The sequence below is a fragment of the Streptomyces pluripotens genome (assembly GCF_000802245.2).
GTDB classification, from domain to species: Bacteria; Actinomycetota; Actinomycetes; order Streptomycetales; family Streptomycetaceae; genus Streptomyces; species Streptomyces pluripotens.
In genome coordinates this window covers 3,303,618-3,319,409 of sequence record NZ_CP021080.1, presented here as the reverse complement: position 1 = coordinate 3,319,409, position 15,792 = coordinate 3,303,618, and the positions used below count along the sequence as shown (strand labels likewise).

At 68.5% G+C, this 15,792-nt stretch carries 16 protein-coding genes, 1 tRNA gene and 1 pseudogene; 9 read left to right on the top strand and 9 right to left on the bottom strand.

Annotated features, from left to right (window positions below; genetic code table 11):
* Positions 1 to 510: 510 nt before the first annotated feature.
* Entirely contained in the window at positions 511 to 1,278 is a 768-nt protein-coding gene (locus tag LK06_RS14870) for an SDR family oxidoreductase (protein ID WP_039653475.1), read from the bottom strand.
* A gap of 74 nt (positions 1,279 to 1,352) precedes the next feature.
* On the opposite strand from LK06_RS14870, the gene LK06_RS14865 reads away from it, so the two are divergent.
* The 3 genes from LK06_RS14865 to LK06_RS35060 all read left to right on the top strand — a co-directional run bounded on the left by LK06_RS14865 (position 1,353) and on the right by LK06_RS35060 (position 4,800).
* Positions 1,353 to 1,958 (top strand): TetR/AcrR family transcriptional regulator, encoded by a 606-nt coding sequence (locus LK06_RS14865; RefSeq protein ID WP_039653473.1) that lies wholly within the window; start codon positions 1,353 to 1,355, stop codon positions 1,956 to 1,958.
* A gap of 685 nt (positions 1,959 to 2,643) precedes the next feature.
* Entirely contained in the window at positions 2,644 to 3,615 is a 972-nt protein-coding gene (locus LK06_RS14860; protein ID WP_234367412.1) for a rubrerythrin family protein, read from the top strand.
* Between the two features lie 555 nt (positions 3,616 to 4,170).
* On the top strand, positions 4,171 to 4,800 hold the full coding sequence (locus LK06_RS35060; RefSeq protein WP_324618354.1) for a helix-turn-helix transcriptional regulator: 630 nt from the start codon (positions 4,171 to 4,173) through the stop codon (positions 4,798 to 4,800).
* Between the two features lie 244 nt (positions 4,801 to 5,044).
* On the opposite strand, the gene LK06_RS33180 is transcribed toward LK06_RS35060, so the two are convergent.
* The gene (locus LK06_RS33180) at positions 5,045 to 5,185 is read right to left on the bottom strand and encodes a hypothetical protein (protein WP_159030171.1); all 141 of its coding nucleotides are present in this window, start codon (positions 5,183 to 5,185) and stop codon (positions 5,045 to 5,047) included.
* A gap of 64 nt (positions 5,186 to 5,249) precedes the next feature.
* Between LK06_RS33180 and LK06_RS14850 the strand changes: the two genes are divergently transcribed.
* A complete protein-coding gene (locus tag LK06_RS14850; protein ID WP_159025301.1) occupies positions 5,250 to 5,672 on the top strand; it encodes a hypothetical protein in 423 nt (140 codons plus the stop codon).
* A 67-nt stretch (positions 5,673 to 5,739) separates the two neighbouring features.
* Here LK06_RS14850 and LK06_RS14845 read toward each other — a convergent pair whose 3' ends face one another.
* The 4 genes from LK06_RS14845 to LK06_RS33170 all read right to left on the bottom strand — a co-directional run bounded on the left by LK06_RS14845 (position 5,740) and on the right by LK06_RS33170 (position 10,141).
* Positions 5,740 to 6,780 (bottom strand): hypothetical protein, encoded by a 1,041-nt coding sequence (locus tag LK06_RS14845; protein ID WP_052318974.1) that lies wholly within the window; start codon positions 6,778 to 6,780, stop codon positions 5,740 to 5,742.
* Positions 6,781 to 7,540: 760 nt separating this feature from the next.
* Positions 7,541 to 7,747, bottom strand: coding sequence for a hypothetical protein (locus LK06_RS33175; RefSeq protein ID WP_159025300.1), 207 nt, complete (start codon positions 7,745 to 7,747; stop codon positions 7,541 to 7,543).
* On the bottom strand, positions 7,717 to 9,249 hold the full coding sequence (locus LK06_RS14840) for a sigma-70 family RNA polymerase sigma factor (RefSeq protein WP_043434257.1): 1,533 nt from the start codon (positions 9,247 to 9,249) through the stop codon (positions 7,717 to 7,719). The genes LK06_RS33175 and LK06_RS14840 overlap by 31 nt, the downstream gene beginning before the upstream one ends.
* 700 nt (positions 9,250 to 9,949) lie before the next feature.
* Complete coding sequence (locus LK06_RS33170) at positions 9,950 to 10,141, bottom strand: hypothetical protein (protein WP_159025127.1); 192 nt, start codon at positions 10,139 to 10,141, stop codon at positions 9,950 to 9,952.
* Positions 10,142 to 10,157: 16 nt separating this feature from the next.
* Between LK06_RS33170 and LK06_RS33165 the strand changes: the two genes are divergently transcribed.
* Positions 10,158 to 10,637: a CAP domain-containing protein gene (locus LK06_RS33165; RefSeq protein WP_159025299.1), complete on the top strand. Its 480-nt coding sequence runs from the start codon at positions 10,158 to 10,160 to the stop codon at positions 10,635 to 10,637.
* Positions 10,638 to 11,359: 722 nt separating this feature from the next.
* Positions 11,360 to 11,617 (top strand): annotated as a pseudogene (locus LK06_RS34350) (ribbon-helix-helix domain-containing protein); the annotation flags it as partial.
* Positions 11,618 to 11,749: 132 nt separating this feature from the next.
* Here the strand turns inward: LK06_RS34350 and LK06_RS14825 are convergent.
* Together LK06_RS14825 and LK06_RS14820 are read right to left on the bottom strand one after the other, a co-directional pair.
* Positions 11,750 to 12,142, bottom strand: a complete 393-nt coding sequence (locus LK06_RS14825; RefSeq protein ID WP_039653468.1) for a nuclear transport factor 2 family protein — start codon at positions 12,140 to 12,142, stop codon at positions 11,750 to 11,752.
* Between the two features lie 23 nt (positions 12,143 to 12,165).
* The gene (locus tag LK06_RS14820; RefSeq protein ID WP_039653466.1) at positions 12,166 to 12,348 is read right to left on the bottom strand and encodes a hypothetical protein; all 183 of its coding nucleotides are present in this window, start codon (positions 12,346 to 12,348) and stop codon (positions 12,166 to 12,168) included.
* 29 nt (positions 12,349 to 12,377) lie between these two features.
* On the opposite strand from LK06_RS14820, the gene LK06_RS14815 reads away from it, so the two are divergent.
* Both LK06_RS14815 and LK06_RS14810 read left to right on the top strand, forming a co-directional pair.
* A complete protein-coding gene (locus tag LK06_RS14815) occupies positions 12,378 to 13,442 on the top strand; it encodes a hypothetical protein (protein WP_052318975.1) in 1,065 nt (354 codons plus the stop codon).
* Positions 13,439 to 14,317: a hypothetical protein gene (locus LK06_RS14810; protein ID WP_039653464.1), complete on the top strand. Its 879-nt coding sequence runs from the start codon at positions 13,439 to 13,441 to the stop codon at positions 14,315 to 14,317. Before LK06_RS14815 ends, LK06_RS14810 begins: the two co-directional genes overlap by 4 nt.
* 232 nt (positions 14,318 to 14,549) lie before the next feature.
* On the opposite strand, the gene LK06_RS14805 is transcribed toward LK06_RS14810, so the two are convergent.
* A tRNA-Gly gene (locus tag LK06_RS14805) sits at positions 14,550 to 14,623 on the bottom strand.
* Positions 14,624 to 15,211: 588 nt separating this feature from the next.
* On the opposite strand from LK06_RS14805, the gene dcd reads away from it, so the two are divergent.
* A complete protein-coding gene (gene dcd, locus LK06_RS14795) occupies positions 15,212 to 15,787 on the top strand; it encodes a dCTP deaminase (RefSeq protein WP_039653433.1) in 576 nt (191 codons plus the stop codon).
* Positions 15,788 to 15,792: the final 5 nt, after the last annotated feature.

The window sequence follows — 15,792 nt, the reverse complement described above, 5'->3', positions numbered from 1 at the left end:
AGATTCTCGTTGCACGGCTGGATGGGTCGTGCGCCGGGTGCACGCGGCACCCGATGAGGTGACCGTCGGCGTGTTGCTCCAGACGGCCGGTGCGCGGTGGGTGAACGGCGGTCGTGCGGTGCGGCTCCGACCGGTGTTCGGCGCCGCCCGTCTCGGCGCTTCCCGTCTCGGCGGCGGGCGTCGGGGCCGTCCGGCGGAGGTCACGCTGACTCACAGCAGGGCCGGGCCCGGCCGGCCGGCTGTTGGATCGGCCGGCTGTTGGATCGGTGAGTCAGCGGCTCGTTCGCAGGTCCGGGAACTCCTCGGTCCAGGCGGAGCGGTGGTCGGTGCCGGAGGTTTCCGGTCGGCCGGTGGAGTGTGGTGCGGGGTGCCGGCGGGGCGGGCTCCGTCTCGCCGGCGATGACGACGTGTAGAGGTCTCCACCTGCGGAGTGTTGTCGTGCGTGGTGGTGCGGTGCCCCCGTCAGCGCCCTTGCGCGGCGCGGACTTGTGACGAGAGCCCTGTTCCGGATCAGAGTTGTGAGCCGCCCGTGGCGTCGATGACCTGCCCCGTCACCCAACGGGCGTCGTCCGAGGCCAGGAAGGACACGATGTCGGCCACATCCCCGGGGCGGCCGACGCGGCCGAGGGCTGAGAGCTCCGCAGCGGACTGTTCGGCGGCTTTGTTGCCGCGCAGCCAGGAGGCGTTCATGTCGGTGCCGATGATGCCGGGTGCCACCGAGTTGACGGTGATGCCGCGGCTTCCGACGGCCTTGGCGAGCGTGAGGCTGAAGGTGTCGATGGCACCCTTTGTCATGCTGTAGGCAATGATGTCGGGCTGCGCGATCCGTGTTGCCCCGGACGAGACGTTGACGATCCGGCCGCCGTCCCGCAGCCGCTTGAGCCCCTGCTGCACCAGGAAGAACGGGGCCCGCACGTTGACGGCGAACACCTCGTCGAACGTCTCGGGCGTGGTGTCCTCAAGCTGGCTTCGAGGCGCGATGCCGGCGTTGTTCACCAGGATGTCGAGGCCGGCGCTGCCGCCGTGTTCGAGGACCTTGCGGTCGAACTCTGCCCAGAGGGTCTCCACATCGTCGCCGGTGCCCAGTTCGGCCCGGGCGGCGAACGCCGTGCCGCCCGCCTCCCGGATCGCACCCACCACTTCTTCGGCGGCAGCGGCCTTGCGTCCGTAGTGCACGGCCACCAGAGCGCCTTCCCGGCCGAGCCGTTCGGCGATCGCACGTCCGATGCCGCGGCTTCCGCCCGTCACCAGAGCCGTCTTCCCCGTGAGTGAACCCATGACCTTCCAATCTGTAGCGATAGCTATGGAAAGAGCCTACAGCGGATCCGTAGCGATCGCTGTAAAATTTCCCCATGACGGCGACGAGGCGGGGACGACCGCGCAGTTTCGACCGCGAGGCGGCGCTCGCCCAGGCCACGCGGCTCTTCTGGGAGCACGGCTACGAGGGCACGTCCATCGCGGATCTGACCAGGGCCATGGGGATCTCGCCGCCCAGCCTGTACGCGGCCTTCGGCGACAAGCGCGCCCTCTTCACCGAGGTCGTCGACCGGTACGGCGGAACCTTCGGTGCCTTCATGAGCAGGGCGCTGGAGGAGGAGGGTGACGTCCGGGCGGGGTTCAGCAGGATGCTGCGCGAGGCCGCGGTCTCGTACACCGACCCGCTGCATCCGGCGGGTTGTCTGGTCATCACGGCGGCGACGAACTACTCGGCGCAGACCGCCGATGTCCAGCAGGACCTGCGGGAGCGGAGGCTGGCCAGGGCCCGTGGCTTCGAAGAGCGACTGACCGAGGCCGGGAAAGCCGGGGCGCTGCCCGAAGGCGTCGAACCACGTGCCCTGGCGGTCTACTTCGCGACCGTGGTCCAGGGCATGTCCCAACAGGCACGGGACGGAGCGAGCACGGCCGAACTGGAGAGGGTGGCCGAACTCGCCATGGTGGTTTGGCCGGCCCCACTGTGAGAAGGGGGGCGTGAGTACGGATGCCCACGCCCCTCCCGGTGCTGTGGCCGACCTCTTCCCGGCACGGAGCGGCTTCGGAGCGCCGGTACAACCAGTCACGATGCGGGCGTGCCGCTCGTTGAAGGCCCACGGTGAAGGTCGCGTCCCGTACGGAAGGAGCGCCCCACTCCGATGCCGCATCCCCATGGGAACCGGACCCCGTGCTGAGGGAGCTCCTGTTCATGGACCTCAAGGGCCTGCGCGCCGAGCCGGACGACGTCATCCCCGGACCCCTCGACGGCGGCCACGCGGAACGCACCGCTGGTCTGTGGCCCTCCTCTGGTCTGGTGGCTCTCCCACGTGACGGGAACGCCGATCCGCCCCCGCGCTTCCTGGCCTGCTGCGCGCTCGTCTCCTGGGCGGACCCGGCCGGCTACGCGCCGTCGGCGAGCACCATCGCCAGGTCGGCCCTGATCCGGCCCGGAACGTGTCCGGTGCCGCGCGGACGCAGCCGGTGCAGGGCATCCCGCACGACGCAGTCGCCAGGCCGACGGCATGCAGCAGGCGGAGCACACCGGGATGACCCGGTCGGGTGGAATACCGCTACGGCGTTCGAGTCGATGGGCGATTCCCCCTCACAACCTGTGCCCAGCGGTGATGAGGTCGTGTCCCCGGGGGGAGTGGACAACCTTCAACCGAGGAAGACATGAGACGTTTTGCCAGACGGGCCGCCCTGGTGTGCCTGCCCACTGCCGTTGCCTTCGCGGTGCTCGCGTGCCCCGCATCCGCTGCCCCGTCCGTACCGACCGGCGGTATGCTCCGCGCCGGTGCCACGGACGCCCTCAACCCTCAGACCCAGGCCGATCTCGACACTTCCATGCGCGGCGAGGCCTACGCCAACGCCTCCTACACCTTCTACGCGGCCCAGGCCGACCGCGAGGGGCTTTCGGCCACCGCCCGGCTGTACCGCAAGACAGCCTCGGTGGAACTCAACGAGCACTTCCGCGAGGAGGCCGCTCTTGCCGGCGTAGTCGGCTCCGACGCGGACAACCTGCGCGCTGCGATCGCCGGCGAGACCTACGAGACGACCATCATGTACCCCACCTTCGCCCGGCAGGCCGCGGCCGACGGCGACGACAACGCCGCCGCGCTGTTCACCGAGATCGGCCAGGACGAGGCACACCACCTGGCGGCGTTCCAAGCGGCCTTAGACGTGGTCGAGACCGGCCACGGCAGCATCCCCGCCCCGCCACCCGTCGATGCCGTTCAGGTCCCCGCTGGCGGCCCGCAGGTCCATTCCGCCCGCACCTTGGCCAACCTCGACACCGCCATGCACGGCGAAGCCCTCGCCCACGCCCGCTACACCCTCTACGCCGACCACGCCGCCACCAGCCGTCGCCCCGCCCTGGCCCGTCTGTTCCAGGGCACCGCCCAAGTCGAGCTGCGCGAGCACTTCGCCGGTGAAGCCGTCCTGTACGGCTTGGTCGACACAACCCGGGCCAACCTGGCCAAGACCATCGTCGGCGAACGCTACGAGGCCGAGACCATGTACCCCACCTTCGCCCGCCGCGCCGAAGCCGTCGGCGACGACCGAGCCGCCCGTCTCTTCTGTCACAACGCCACTGACGAAGCCAGGCACGCCCGGGCCTTCCAGCAGATGCTCGACCACCCCAACTGACGCACCCCATGGGCCTGGCCCCACGCGCGGCAACTGCACCGTCCCTTGGCTGGGGTCTCGTGCGGCCCGGAGCAACGGCCGGTCCATGTAGTGCAGACGGACGGGACCTGTCCCCTCGTGGTGGACACCTCTGACCCCGGCCCCGTGTCAGGGGCCGGGCAGGAGGGTTCTCCTAGGAGTAGGACAGATCTGTCCTCGATCTTTCATTGGGCCCGCCGACGACGGAGTCGGTGGGCCCTTTCGCCTTCCGGAGCTGATGGTGGGCAGTCGCGTCGGGCGGGCGTCGGGTTCCACTGCCCGGGGTGGGCCGTGGGCCACGCCATGGTGCCCGATGCGAGGTGGTGACGGAGCAGGCGACGTCCTGCCCGGCCTCTTGGAAGTGCAGGGCGTCCTCGGATCGCCGAGTCCGGGCCCGCCCGGGCCGCTGACGCAAGGGGCGGACTCGTCACTACACGTCCCGGAGATCGGGCGCTCCGAGAACTGACCGAACGAGGACAACCCCCACTGGGTGAAGTGGCAGTGACGACGTGTGGGCTCGTCCGGAAGCCTTCGGCGATGCCGTCCCCGTTGGTGAAGGCGTGGTTCCCACGTGGAGAACCACGACGTCGCACCGCCTGCGAACGGCCGGTAGTCGGCCCGACACCATGCCTGAACATGCTGCTCGCCCGGCGTGACAGGCACGACCTGCACCGGTACCCCTACAGCGACCAACTCCCGTCGCATAGGCCCGAGGACTGGGGCACCGCTCGTCCGGGAGTGATATGTCCTCACCACTGGTTACTTGTCGGTATGCTCCCATGTGGGGTCTGCTGGAAGAAACAGCGATCGGGAAGGACCGGAATGACCAGGCGGTCCAATGGTGTGGACACGATCTGTCCACACCTACTCACGGGGCACGATCCCAGATTCGGAGTGTGGTGGTTAGAGACCCTGACCGGCCGGGAGAAGGAAGTCCTTCTGCTACTCGGTACGGGTCTGGGCAACCGGGAGCTAGCCCGGCAACTGGGTATCGCGGAGCGGACGGTGAAGGCGCACATCGCGAACATCGTGGAAAAGATCGGGCAAACGACGCGGACCCAAGCCGCGATCGTGTCCGCGCTGGCCCATGACGCGTTGTGTTCTGATCCGTCGTGCGCGCGGCATCCGGTGCCGGTTCCCGGTCAACGTCGCCCTGCTGCCGCGTGACGGAGTGTCCTGCGCCCGCGCCGTACCGGGGCGGGCGCAGGACCGGTCAGCGTCGACGTCATCGATGTTCCCGCCGGCCGTGAGATGGGGCGAGCGCCGCGGCGGGCTTGATCCGGGGGGCAGGACCAGGCATCGGCCGTGGCCCCCTCCGCTGACATCACCACCGCAGCCTGCTGGCGCCTCGGCTGCCCGCACAGCCGCTCCGCCTGCACCCTCCGGGCGCGCCCGATTCCCCCGTCGGCCTTCAACGCTCCGCTTCAGACCGCGCCGCCTGCGCGCGGCCGGCCTTCTCGTCCTCGGTCGCCTGCCGTAGCTGCGCCGCCGCCTCCCGTGGGTCGAACGCCGTGGTCAGGCCGTCGCCGAGGTATTGACAGGTGAGCCACACGTGATGTCCGTCCAGATCCGGGGCATGTGCCGGGGGATCCGGGCCCGGGAGTATTGTGGGTTTCGTGACCAATACTGTTCGGGAATCTGCTGTGGTGCCGGCCAGGCGTGTGGTGTTTCCGCTGGTTATCTGGGTGGCTGTGGTGCCGTGGCTGCTCGCTACGGTGACGACTATGCTGTGGGGGTTCTCGCAGGAGCCGGACGGGCTGTTCTTGACCTTCGGCACCCGGCTGGTGCTGGTGCCGCTGCTGTTGGCCGGTGAGGTCGTCGGCGTGATAGCGGCCTTCCGGCGTTATGACGGTCTACGCTCCCGATTTTGGCCGGCGGCCGGGCTGGCATTTGCCCTTCTGGCACTGTTTACGGTGATGGCCGTGGCCGTGACGTGGGGCGAGTGGGGTGGGATGCTGCTGATCTGGGCCCTGTACACCGGCTACGTGTTCTTCGTTTTCGTCTCCGGTGGGATGGCCTGGAAGAAGATCTTCGCCTAGCTCATCGCGGTATGAGGAAGGCCCCGGCAGTGGGTAGCGCGCCGGGGCCTTCCTCGTGCTCGGGTGCTTACTTGTACTTGCCGTAGTAGCCGGTGAGGTTCCTCAGGTCGCACAGCAGGGCGCCGACGAGGCACAGCGGGGAGGCGTACTTGCTCTTGTAGACCCAGGTGACACGTCCACCGTTGTAGATGTAGATCTCGTGGTTGGGCATCCGCCGGTGGTTGCCGGAGCGGATTTCCCAGCCTCCACGGGTTATGTGGAACGTCAACGCACCGTCGATGGCTCCCTTTACTTTGGCGATACCGCCGCAGAACGGGTTGGTGGCGTGGGTCACCATGCGGATGTCGACGTATCCGGAGCCGGAGCCGAGCTTCTTGACCTTCATGTCCTTGGCGCTGGCGGTCTTCTGGGCGACCAACTTGTGGTTGGACTTTCGGTAGACGTGGGTGGCCTTGACGGAGGTGTATCCGCTGACCTTGCGATTCTTCCAGGTGATGACGGCAGACTCGGAGGTGCGGTAACGGGAACTCTTCCAGTCAAAGCCACGGTTATCGCCGCCGTAGACGTACTTTGTGCCCCAGTACTTGCACGCCTTGGGTATGGGCTGGTTGATGTATTTGTCGGGGATGAATGTTGTCCACGTCAAGGTGGTGGTGGCCGACGCTTTGGCGGCCTTGGCCTGGGCGACGGCGGTGCGTTGGACGGCTGCCGCTTCGGCCTCGCCGTGCTTGACCTTGGGCACAGCGACGGTGAGGCCCCAGGTGCGAGCGGCAGAGGTGTCGCCCTTGAGCTGGGGGATGATCCTGTACTGATAGGAGGCGCCGGCAGTGGCGGTGGTGTCCTTGAAGGTGGCCTGGCCCGGCTTGGTGGTGGTGAGAGGGGTTTCGCCGCGGACGACGGTGTAACGGGCGTCAGCCGCGTAGGGCTTCCAGGTCAGTGTCACGACCCCCGGAGCTGCCGTGGAGGTCACGCCCCGGTCCGCCAGGGTGTTGTTGACGAGGGCGGCCCGGCCACCACCGGTGCGGCCGATATTCAGGTGCTGTTCGGTGAGGTCGGAGCGCTGACGCGCGTTCAGGGGGGGCCGGGGCGGCGGGGGCATCGTCGGCACGGGAGGCCACCGTGGTGGTGGCGACGAGTGCGAGGGGGAGGGCGACGAGGGCCGCCATGCGGGGCAGGGATGCGCTGACACGCATGTGGTTCTCCGTTCGTTGAGTAGGCGTGGACGTGTCTCAGTGCTGCTCGTATCGAGTTCGAGGGCGCCCCAGCACTGGTTGTGTGTTCATCGACTTGCCCTCGACGTAGGTCTGTCTTGGGGCTGTCGGAAGGTGATCTCGCCGCCGGACCTGGTGGACGTGACGCCCAGGCGCGCGCCGGACTAGGTGGAGCCGCTCACGAACAGGCAGCGGTCCACGTGGTGAGCAGGTCGGCGGCCTTACGCGTAACGGGCCTCCCGTAGAGGCGAATTGAACAGGTGTTCCCCACTGTACGGTTCGGGTGGCGGGGTGTCTGTTGTCTAAAAGGGAGGCCCGTAGGGCGGGGGAAGGGCAGTTGGGGTCTGTGGACGACCGGGTTCCAGGAAGCGATTGCGTCAGGGCGTGGTGTCTGCGGTCCCGGCGGCCGGTCCCGGACCTGCCGTGAATGGCACTGCCTCTTCAGTGGTGACGGGTGTGTCACGTTCCTCGTGCCCGGAGTGTCGTTGACGTTCGCGGTGAGGGCGTCAACGGGCGCGTGCCGACGCTGTCTTCGAATCTTGTCCCCCATGGTCATAGAGGGATGCGCCCCACGAGGGTGAGCGAATTGCGGCGCGGGCAAGGGCTACAGGAAGGCCGGATGCCTGCGCCGGTCCTGCCGGCGGCAGACCCCGTGCCTTACCGGCGTCGGTGGTGCAGCAGGACAGCCGCCAGTGCGGTGAGTTCGCGCAGGACGGCGGGCACGGCGGCCGGATCGGCCCGGCGCACCGCGGCGACGGCGAACCCGAAGCTGGACGAGGGCGAGGTGCTGACGGCGATGCTGGACCGTGAGCCGGACGCGGTCACCGAGCGGGTCAGGCGGGTCGCGCGAGATCCTGCACCCACACCATCCCGTCGGGACCCTTCGCCGTACCGACGCCCACGTCTCGGTATGCGCAGTTGAGCATGTTCTCCTGATGGATCGAACCGTCCATCCAGTCCTCGACCACGGTGGACGGGTCCGAGACGCCCCGGTCCAGGTTCTCCCCCCAGGCGCTCCAGTCGTATCCGGCGGCACTGATCCGCTCGTCCGCGTGCCGCCCCTCCGGATTCGCGTGATCGAAGTAGCCGCGCGCCACCATGTCCGCGGCGTGCTTGCCGGCAGCCTCATTGAGCCGAGGGTCGATCCTCAGTGGTGCACAGCCGGCCTGTGCCCGGCGGGCGTTGACGAGTTCGGTGAGCCGTTGGGCGGGTCCCACCGCTGCGGGGGTGGGGCTGGGAGTGCTGCGTGTGGGGGTGGGCGTGGGGGAGGGCGTGCGTGTGGGCGTGCGTGTGGGCGTGGGGGTCGGCGTGGGCGACGAGGCCGAGGGGGCGCGGGACGCGACCGTCGTGCGGACGGTCTTGGGCTCGGGCGCCTGTTCGGAGCCGGGCCACAGCAGGGAGAGCAGGAGCGCACCGGCCACCGCTCCGCCCCCCGCGGCGCCGACGACGGGCCACTTCGTCGCGGCCCTTCCCACCGCTTCACCTCCGGCTCCCGGGCCCGGTGCGGCGGTCACCCCGTTTGTGGCGACCGAGGGGTCGACGGGGCTGGCGGAGCCGGAATGTCCGCTCAGGCCGTACAGGTGGGGCGGTGCAGCCGGGTAGCCGTGCAGGGGTACGACCATCGCCACACCCGCCAGCAGTCCCTGCGGTGGTACGAGGTCCGTCCAGTGCGTGGAGCATGTGGGGCACGTACGCGCGTGTCTGGCGATCCTCTTGCGCCACACGGACGACGGCGTACCGTCCCAGCCCGCGGTGACCTCTCCCAGTTCCTCGCAGTGAGCACGGAGGCCGACGGCGCGAACGACGACTCGGCTCACCTCCAGTCGCTCCTTCATGCGCTGCACGCGCACACCGGCGTGTTGGGGAGTCAGGCCGAGGGCCGCTGCCAGCTCGTCCCGGGTGAGTCGGCCGGCGGCCTCCTCCCACCACAGGGCGAGGACCTCCCGGTCGTTCTCGTCGAGCCATCGGGTTGCTTCGGCCACCTCGCGGCGCTGCCCCGAGAGTTCGAGCTGGAGGATGGTCAAGTCGACGAAGTCGGGGGCACGGTCGGCGCCTTCGGGAACGGACTCGAGGGAGGTTGCCGTGTCGCGCTGCTTGCCGTGCCAGCGGTGACGTATCTCGTTCACGGCTATGGCGACCATCCAGGAGCGAAAGCGCGCCGGCTCCCGCAGCCCGCTCAGGCCGTGGAGCACCCGGAGCATGGTGTCCTGGACGACGTCGTCCACGTCGGTGTGACCGTCCAGCGCGCGTCCCACGATGTTGTAGACCAGCGGCAGGTAGTCCGCAACCAGTTGGTGCTGCGCATGGTGGTCCCCGTCGCGCGCGGCGGTGACGACATCGACCCCGTGCAGGTTTTCCCTTTTCATCCGTCCCTCTCCCCTTCCTCCCCGTCCTCGGGACCGGCTTCCTCCCCCCCGTCCTCGGGACCGGTCGTCGGAGCACGCCTCGACGACTGGCCGAGACGCCCGAGCCCGCGGGCCCCGCGGTTTGAGTCAGGGACAGTACCGGACGTGTGTTCTGGGCTCTGCCGGTCCGGGCGGCCTCCGTCCGCGGCCGGCAGCCACGTTGGCGCCTCACGGTCGGCCCGTCTCCGCTCCAGGGACACGACGGTCGACGAACTGCCCGTACGGACGGCCGCCGCGGAGCCCTCCGGGACTTCGGTTCGGTGACGGCCGGGAACGCGCTCCGCGCGAGTCGCTCCCGCCACCAACGCCGGCCTTCCGCAGAATCTTTTCCACATAACCTGTTATGCGACCTGCATGGACCGCTCTCCTGTGCGCCGGAACGACCGGCCAGGGAAGGAGCCACCATGCGCCACTACGACCCTCGTCACGCGCACAAGCCGGGCGAGAGCCGGCCATCGCCCCCGGCGACGCCCGACCTTCCGGAGATACCCGGGGACACTCGACCCCTGGGTGACCGGAGGTCGCGCGCGTCGAGAAGGGGACAGCGTCGGGCGCGGGGCGGAAGGCTCGTCATCGCCGCGGTGACTGGTTTCACGGTCACCGCGGGTGTGGGCTACGCCCTGAGCGGCCACGGGGACGGTGCGCGGACCAAGGCGTCGAATCAGGTGGAATCCCTGGAGCGCGAGCCCGAAGCGCCCCAGTCCGGGGCGTCCGTCACCACCCGACCCCAGGCATCCGCGTCCCGCACGGCCTCGGCGTCCGCCTCGGCGTCCGCCACCGCCACGGCCACGGCCACGGCGGAACCGTCCGGGACCGGGAGGCCCGCCGCCCCTCGCGCGTCCGGTGCGGACACGGCCCACTCCGCGCCTGTGAACCGGCCACGTCCGACGCGGCGAACCACAGCGCCGAGCCCCGAGCGCACCGCGGGTACCCCCCGTCCCGGAGGCCCGGTCTCCGGCACAGCCGCCGAACTCGCCCGGGAAGTGGTCCGACTCACCAACGAGGAGCGGGCAAAGGTCGGCTGTGCACCACTGCGTGTCGACGGCCGCCTCCAGGCCGCCGCTCAAGGCCACGCCGATGACATGGCCGCTCGCAACTACTACGAGCACGACAGTCCGGACGGACGGAACCCCGGTGACCGGATCGGAGCGGCGGGCTACGACTGGCGAAGGTGGGGCGAGAACATTCACAAGGGTCCGAAGGACGCCGGTACCGCGATGCGGGACTGGATGAACAGTCCTGCGCACCGCGACAACATCCTCGACTGCGGCTTCAAGGATCTGGGCGTCGGCGTCAACCTCAGCCCCAACGGCCCCTGGTGGGTCCAGGACTTCGGCACTCCGAGCTGACCGGCGACCGCGCCCCCGATGTTGCCCGAGTGAGGTGACCCCTCGGGGCCTGCAGGGAATCAACTCGATGGCTCTGGTACTTGACACCGCTGGTCAGCGCGACGCAAGCACCCATGGTGTTCTTCTGCAGGCCCCGGGGACTCCTAGCAAAATGGCTGCTTTTGCCGGTGTGTTTGGCGATGGCGGCGAGAGCGGGGCCGATCTGGTTCAGCAATTCTGGTGGGCAGCGGCGGGCCAGGGAGGAGACCGAATCGAAGAACGGGCGGCGAGGAACTGCCTGCTCGGCCAGTGCTCGGTGCAGGCGCGTGAGGAGGCCGGCGAGGTCCTTGAGGGCTTGGGCGTGCGGAACGCGCCGGAGCGCACGAAGGCCCCGGTGTGTGACCGCCGAGGTCGCAGACGATGGGCGCGGTGGCTCCCTCGCTGGAGACGGCGCCGCTGCCGAGCACTTGCGGGACAGGTACGGCGACGCCGGCCGCGTGAATGGCGGCGGCCTCGGTCGGCGCGTTGCGGCGGGCGGTGTGGTCGTACAGCTTCACGATCACGCTGCGGCCGTCACTGAGGCCGGTCCGGAACACGGCCGTCCGGGAGCCCACCGACAGGCGCTCCGCGGTCCGGGCGGGCGTCCCGAGAAGGGCGCTGCAGACGCGGGAGACCATGGCGGGCGGCGGGGCACGGGGAAGGTGGCACCGCATACATCAATCCGGCACATGGACATTTGGTACATAGCCATGAAGCGCACCAACGTCTACGCCGACCCCGAGGACCTGGCGATCATCAAGGAGGCCGCCAAGCGCCGGGGTATAGGCGAGGCTGAGATCATCCGTCAGGGCATCCACCTCGCGGCCATGACGAACCGGGTCTGGGACGAGCCGCTGTTCTCCCGCACCTTCGAGGGACCGGGGCGCGCGCTGTCCAAGTCGGAGGTCCGGGACACGGTCGCCGAGGCCGTCTGGCGTGAGACCGACGCTCGGCGCGGGTCGACGCGCAAGCCGGCCGAGAGGAGTCGTCGCGGCCGCGCACAGGGGCCGGACACGACATGTCCGGCCCTGGCGGGCCATCACCGGACGACGCTGGTGCTGCCGGTGTGCGATCTCTTTGCGGCGTGGGGGTGTTCAGCGGGCGCTGCCGAGGTTGCGGTCGGCGTCGGAGCCCTGGAGCATCAGGGTCGTCTCCTCGATGCGGTTGAAGCGGCCGTCGGCGGCGAGGTCGGCGAAGACATAGACCTCCATGGTCACGGTCGAGCCGTCCTTCTTGGTCATGCGGCAGGTGTGGCGGTCGGCGTACTTGTCGCCGTCGTGCAGCTCCTCGTGGACCTCGATCTCGCCTCCGGCGACGATGGCGCGCAGGTGTTCCATGTGCTGCAGGAACTCGGCGCGGTTGGACCATTCGCCGTCCGTGCGCTGGCGGTACTCGGGGGTGAAGTGGCGCTCCACCGCCTCCTCCAGGGTGAGCTCGTCGTTGAGGAGCAGGTCGGTGAGGGCGGCCTTGATACCGGTGCGGGCCATGGGAGTTCTTCCTTCCGGGAGGGTCAGGCGATGGCGGTGGTGACGTTGAGGGTGTCGTCAAGCCAGTCGTAGATACGGGCCTGGGTCAGGCGCCTGGCGCCGGGGTGGCAGTGGGCTCCCGCGCCTTCCTCGGCGGTGAAGACCATGAGGGTCCTGGGGCAGGTGAGGTGATCGAAGAGTAGTTCGGGCTGGCCTTTGAAGAACATGCCACGATGGGCATGGCTGGCTGAAGGATTTGGCCGACGCCGCCCGCGACATGGCCAAGGCTCTGGACGCGTACGCGGATGCCGTGCACAGTGCGAAGAAGAAGCTGGAACACGAGCTGGAGATCGTCGGCGCCACCCTCGTCGCCGGTACCGCCCTGGCCATCTTCACCGCGGGCGTCTCGGAGGGCGCGGCAGCAGCGGCAGCGGTCACTGTCGCGGACATGGCCGCCGGCCTGGGCATCGCAGTGACCGAGGAGGTCGCCACCATCGCGGGCACCACCTTGGCCACCGCAGCCTTCGCCGGTGTCGAATCCATTACGGTGGATCTCGCTGTAACCCAGCCCGTGTCCATCGCCTTGGGGGAGCAGAAGGGTGGGTTCAGCCTCGATGAGGCCCACCAGGCCGGCGTGTACGGCGCACTTCTGGGCGGTGGCTTCGGCGGTGCGGGTGCAACCTACAGGGCTGTCCGTAGCGGAGGCTTGACGAGCTTCTTCGACAGTATCGATATCAATCTCACCGGGCCTCGCATGGCCGTCGCCGGAGTTCCGGGCGAGCTCGGCGGAGCCACTGGTGACCTCGCGGCGGGTAACGGCTACGCGATGCGGATCAGCGGCTCCGACGCCGGGGGTAGCGGGGCGGGGAAGTCGCCATGGCTTGCGGTGAGCGGCGTTGAAGGACCCGCAGCCGGTAAGTCCCTCAGACCCCCGAACGCCCGGCACACTGTCTCGGGGGCCGCCCACAGTGGCCGCAATGTCAGAGAGGCCAACAGTGTTGTTCTTCGCGGCTACGAGCAGGACATCCACCAGGACATCGCCGACATCGCGGCCGGCAAGGCCGCCTGGGACGACGCCACCAGCCGTTACGAGGTCAAGGGGCGCACGTATGGCGTCGAGGACACGGGCACGGTGTACCCCGACAGCGGCGCGGGCATCGTCAAGCTCGACCGGAACGAATACGCCGCCCTCCAGCAGATCGCCAAGGCCAAGGGCGATATCAGCGCAGCCCCACAGTTGACGCGGAATCCGCGCTTCACAAACAACCCAGAGGCCGTACAGAAGGCACTGGACATTTTCAACGGGACCTACTCACCATGACGTACAACCTCCTCACCGTGGAGCCCCTGACCCTCGACGCCGTCACGGCCGCACTTGCGCAGTGCCTGCATGTGGGCGTCCAGGAAGTGGACGTCGCCGACGAGGACACAGACCAGGACCTGCGCAACTGGGATGCCCTGGTGCTGTGCGAGATGGTGAGCGTCCTGGGTGACGTGTCCACGTCTCTGGACATCTATGTCCATGAGTCGGTGCAGCCGCGACCCACTGAGCGAGAGTTGGCTTCCGCCTTCGCCCGGTCGGCAGGCGCCCTGATCCTCTTCCCCGCCGAGGAGGCGCTGCCGAGCGCGTACTGGCTGGCAACGGAGAGCGGACTCGTCACACGGGCACGTCTGTACGAGAACGACGACGAAGAACCCTGCTACACGATCGACAGGGTCGAGGCACCCATCGACCGGCTCCCGCACGTCACGGTGGCGCGCATCCCCGAAGTTGTCCGCGAGCTAAAGGTCGTCACCCCGCTTGGCGACGTCTTCGCCGCGCATCTGCACCGCATGTACCCGGAGGACACCGACACCCCGGGAACCCCGTTCTGGACGGCAAGGAGTTCCCTGATCGCCTGGGAGAAACTCGTCCGCCAGATGGAAGCTGCCTGGGCGCCGTCCGGCTGGTATCCGGCCGACCTCTACATGGAGCGTCTCTCAGCGAGGGACAAGTTGGAGCAGCTGCGCAATCAGTTCCCCCCAAACGTAACTGTCCTCCTGCAGAACGCTCTTGAGCCGCTGGACGACCTCTTCGCCGACCTGACAGTCGACGACACGGATGGCCTGCTCGGCAAGGAGCCGCTCCCCGGCAAGGATGTCGCCTCGGCACACGGATGGTGGTGGGACCGCCGCCCGGAACCCCTGCCCTGGTGATATGACGGGCCAGTGCCGCCGGCTGCAATCCAGATTGGCAGGACACGGTCCGGGACGTTCTGGGCGCGCCCTTGGCTCGTCAGCACCTGCCTCCTTCACCTATGGGCTCGCCGGTGAGCTTCACCACTGGTGCGGGATCCCTGTGAGGTGGATCTGGCGCGTTTATGGCACCCGAGGGCTGAACAAGCCGCACAACAAACAAGGCCCAGGTCTCCGACCTGGGCCTTCACACTGGAGCGGGTGACGAGAATCGAACTCGCGCTCTCAGCTTGGGAAGCTGATGTTCTACCATTAAACTACACCCGCGTAAGTACGGACAGTGACTCTGGGAGTCGAGGCCCGGACACTTGCTTACCTTACATCATCGTGCCCCCTCGATGTTCAGGCCCCGGGAGCTGAGTGTGTTTCAGGGGCGGGATCCGGCTGCGGTTGAACGGAGTTGGGGCGTACCTTGGGGGCAGGGCGGGGGGTCGGGTGAGGCCGGAGCGCCGCCTGGAGAGTCGTCTCTTTGATCCCGTAATGTGGCTTTTGTTGCCGGGCCAGTATGTCCGGCGAAGCTCTTGGGGAAGGGACATAAGGGACTTGATGGAACGCACCGTCGTCCGCTGCGCGGACGGGCACGTCTTCAGCACCGCTTCGTTCCCGATGCAGCAGGCCGAGCGACTCGGCCCTGGCAGGCTCATGAGGTGTCCGCGGTGTGCCCGGCTCCGCAGTGTGGTGCCGGTCGCCCTGCAGAAGCGGTAGTGGTGTGACCGGCCGGGGCCGGCCGGGACCAGAGGCAAGAGGGGTAAGGCACGCCGGGCGCGGCGGACGCGCTGTAGTCGGGCGGTAACACCGGGCGCGCGGAGTCGTCACGATTGTCACGGCTCCGCGCGCCTTGCGTATCCTCGCTACGTGCTTCTCTCAGACAAGGACATCCGGGCCGAGATCGACGCCGGGCGGGTACGGATCGATCCCTACGACGAATCCATGGTGCAGCCGTCGAGTATCGACGTACGGCTGGACCGTTACTTCCGGGTGTTCGAGAACCACCGCTACCCGCACATCGACCCCTCGGTCGAGCAGCCCGATCTGACGCGCCTGGTCGAGCCCGAGGGCAACGAGCCGTTCATCCTCCACCCCGGGGAGTTCGTCCTCGCCTCCACGTACGAGGTCATCACCCTGCCCGATGATCTTGCGTCGCGGTTGGAGGGGAAGAGTTCGCTCGGGCGCCTTGGGCTCGTCACGCACTCCACCGCCGGGTTCATCGATCCGGGCTTCAGTGGTCACGTCACCCTGGAGCTCTCCAACCTGGCCACTCTCCCCATCAAGCTCTGGCCAGGGATGAAGATCGGCCAGCTGTGCATGTTCCGGCTGACCTCGCCTGCCGAGTTCCCCTACGGCTCCCAGCGCTACGGCTCCCGTTACCAGGGGCAGCGCGGGCCGACCGCTTCGCGGTCCTACGTGAGTTTCCATCGGACCCAGGTGTGAGGGCG

What these genes read in the sequence shown, in the direction of transcription:
- LK06_RS35060 (WP_324618354.1), top strand. Translation starts at nt 4,171, where the DNA reads ATGCCGTCCCCGTTGGTGAAGGCGTGGTTCCCACGTGGAGAACCACGA.
- LK06_RS14820 (WP_039653466.1), bottom strand. Translation starts at nt 12,348, where the DNA reads ATGTTCTTCAAAGGCCAGCCCGAACTACTCTTCGATCACCTCACCTGC.
- LK06_RS14825 (WP_039653468.1), bottom strand. Translation starts at nt 12,142, where the DNA reads ATGGCCCGCACCGGTATCAAGGCCGCCCTCACCGACCTGCTCCTCAAC.
- LK06_RS14840 (WP_043434257.1), bottom strand. Translation starts at nt 9,249, where the DNA reads ATGAAAAGGGAAAACCTGCACGGGGTCGATGTCGTCACCGCCGCGCGC.
- LK06_RS14870 (WP_039653475.1), bottom strand. Translation starts at nt 1,278, where the DNA reads ATGGGTTCACTCACGGGGAAGACGGCTCTGGTGACGGGCGGAAGCCGC.
- LK06_RS14860 (WP_234367412.1), top strand. Translation starts at nt 2,644, where the DNA reads ATGAGACGTTTTGCCAGACGGGCCGCCCTGGTGTGCCTGCCCACTGCC.
- LK06_RS14865 (WP_039653473.1), top strand. Translation starts at nt 1,353, where the DNA reads ATGACGGCGACGAGGCGGGGACGACCGCGCAGTTTCGACCGCGAGGCG.
- LK06_RS14810 (WP_039653464.1), top strand. Translation starts at nt 13,439, where the DNA reads ATGACGTACAACCTCCTCACCGTGGAGCCCCTGACCCTCGACGCCGTC.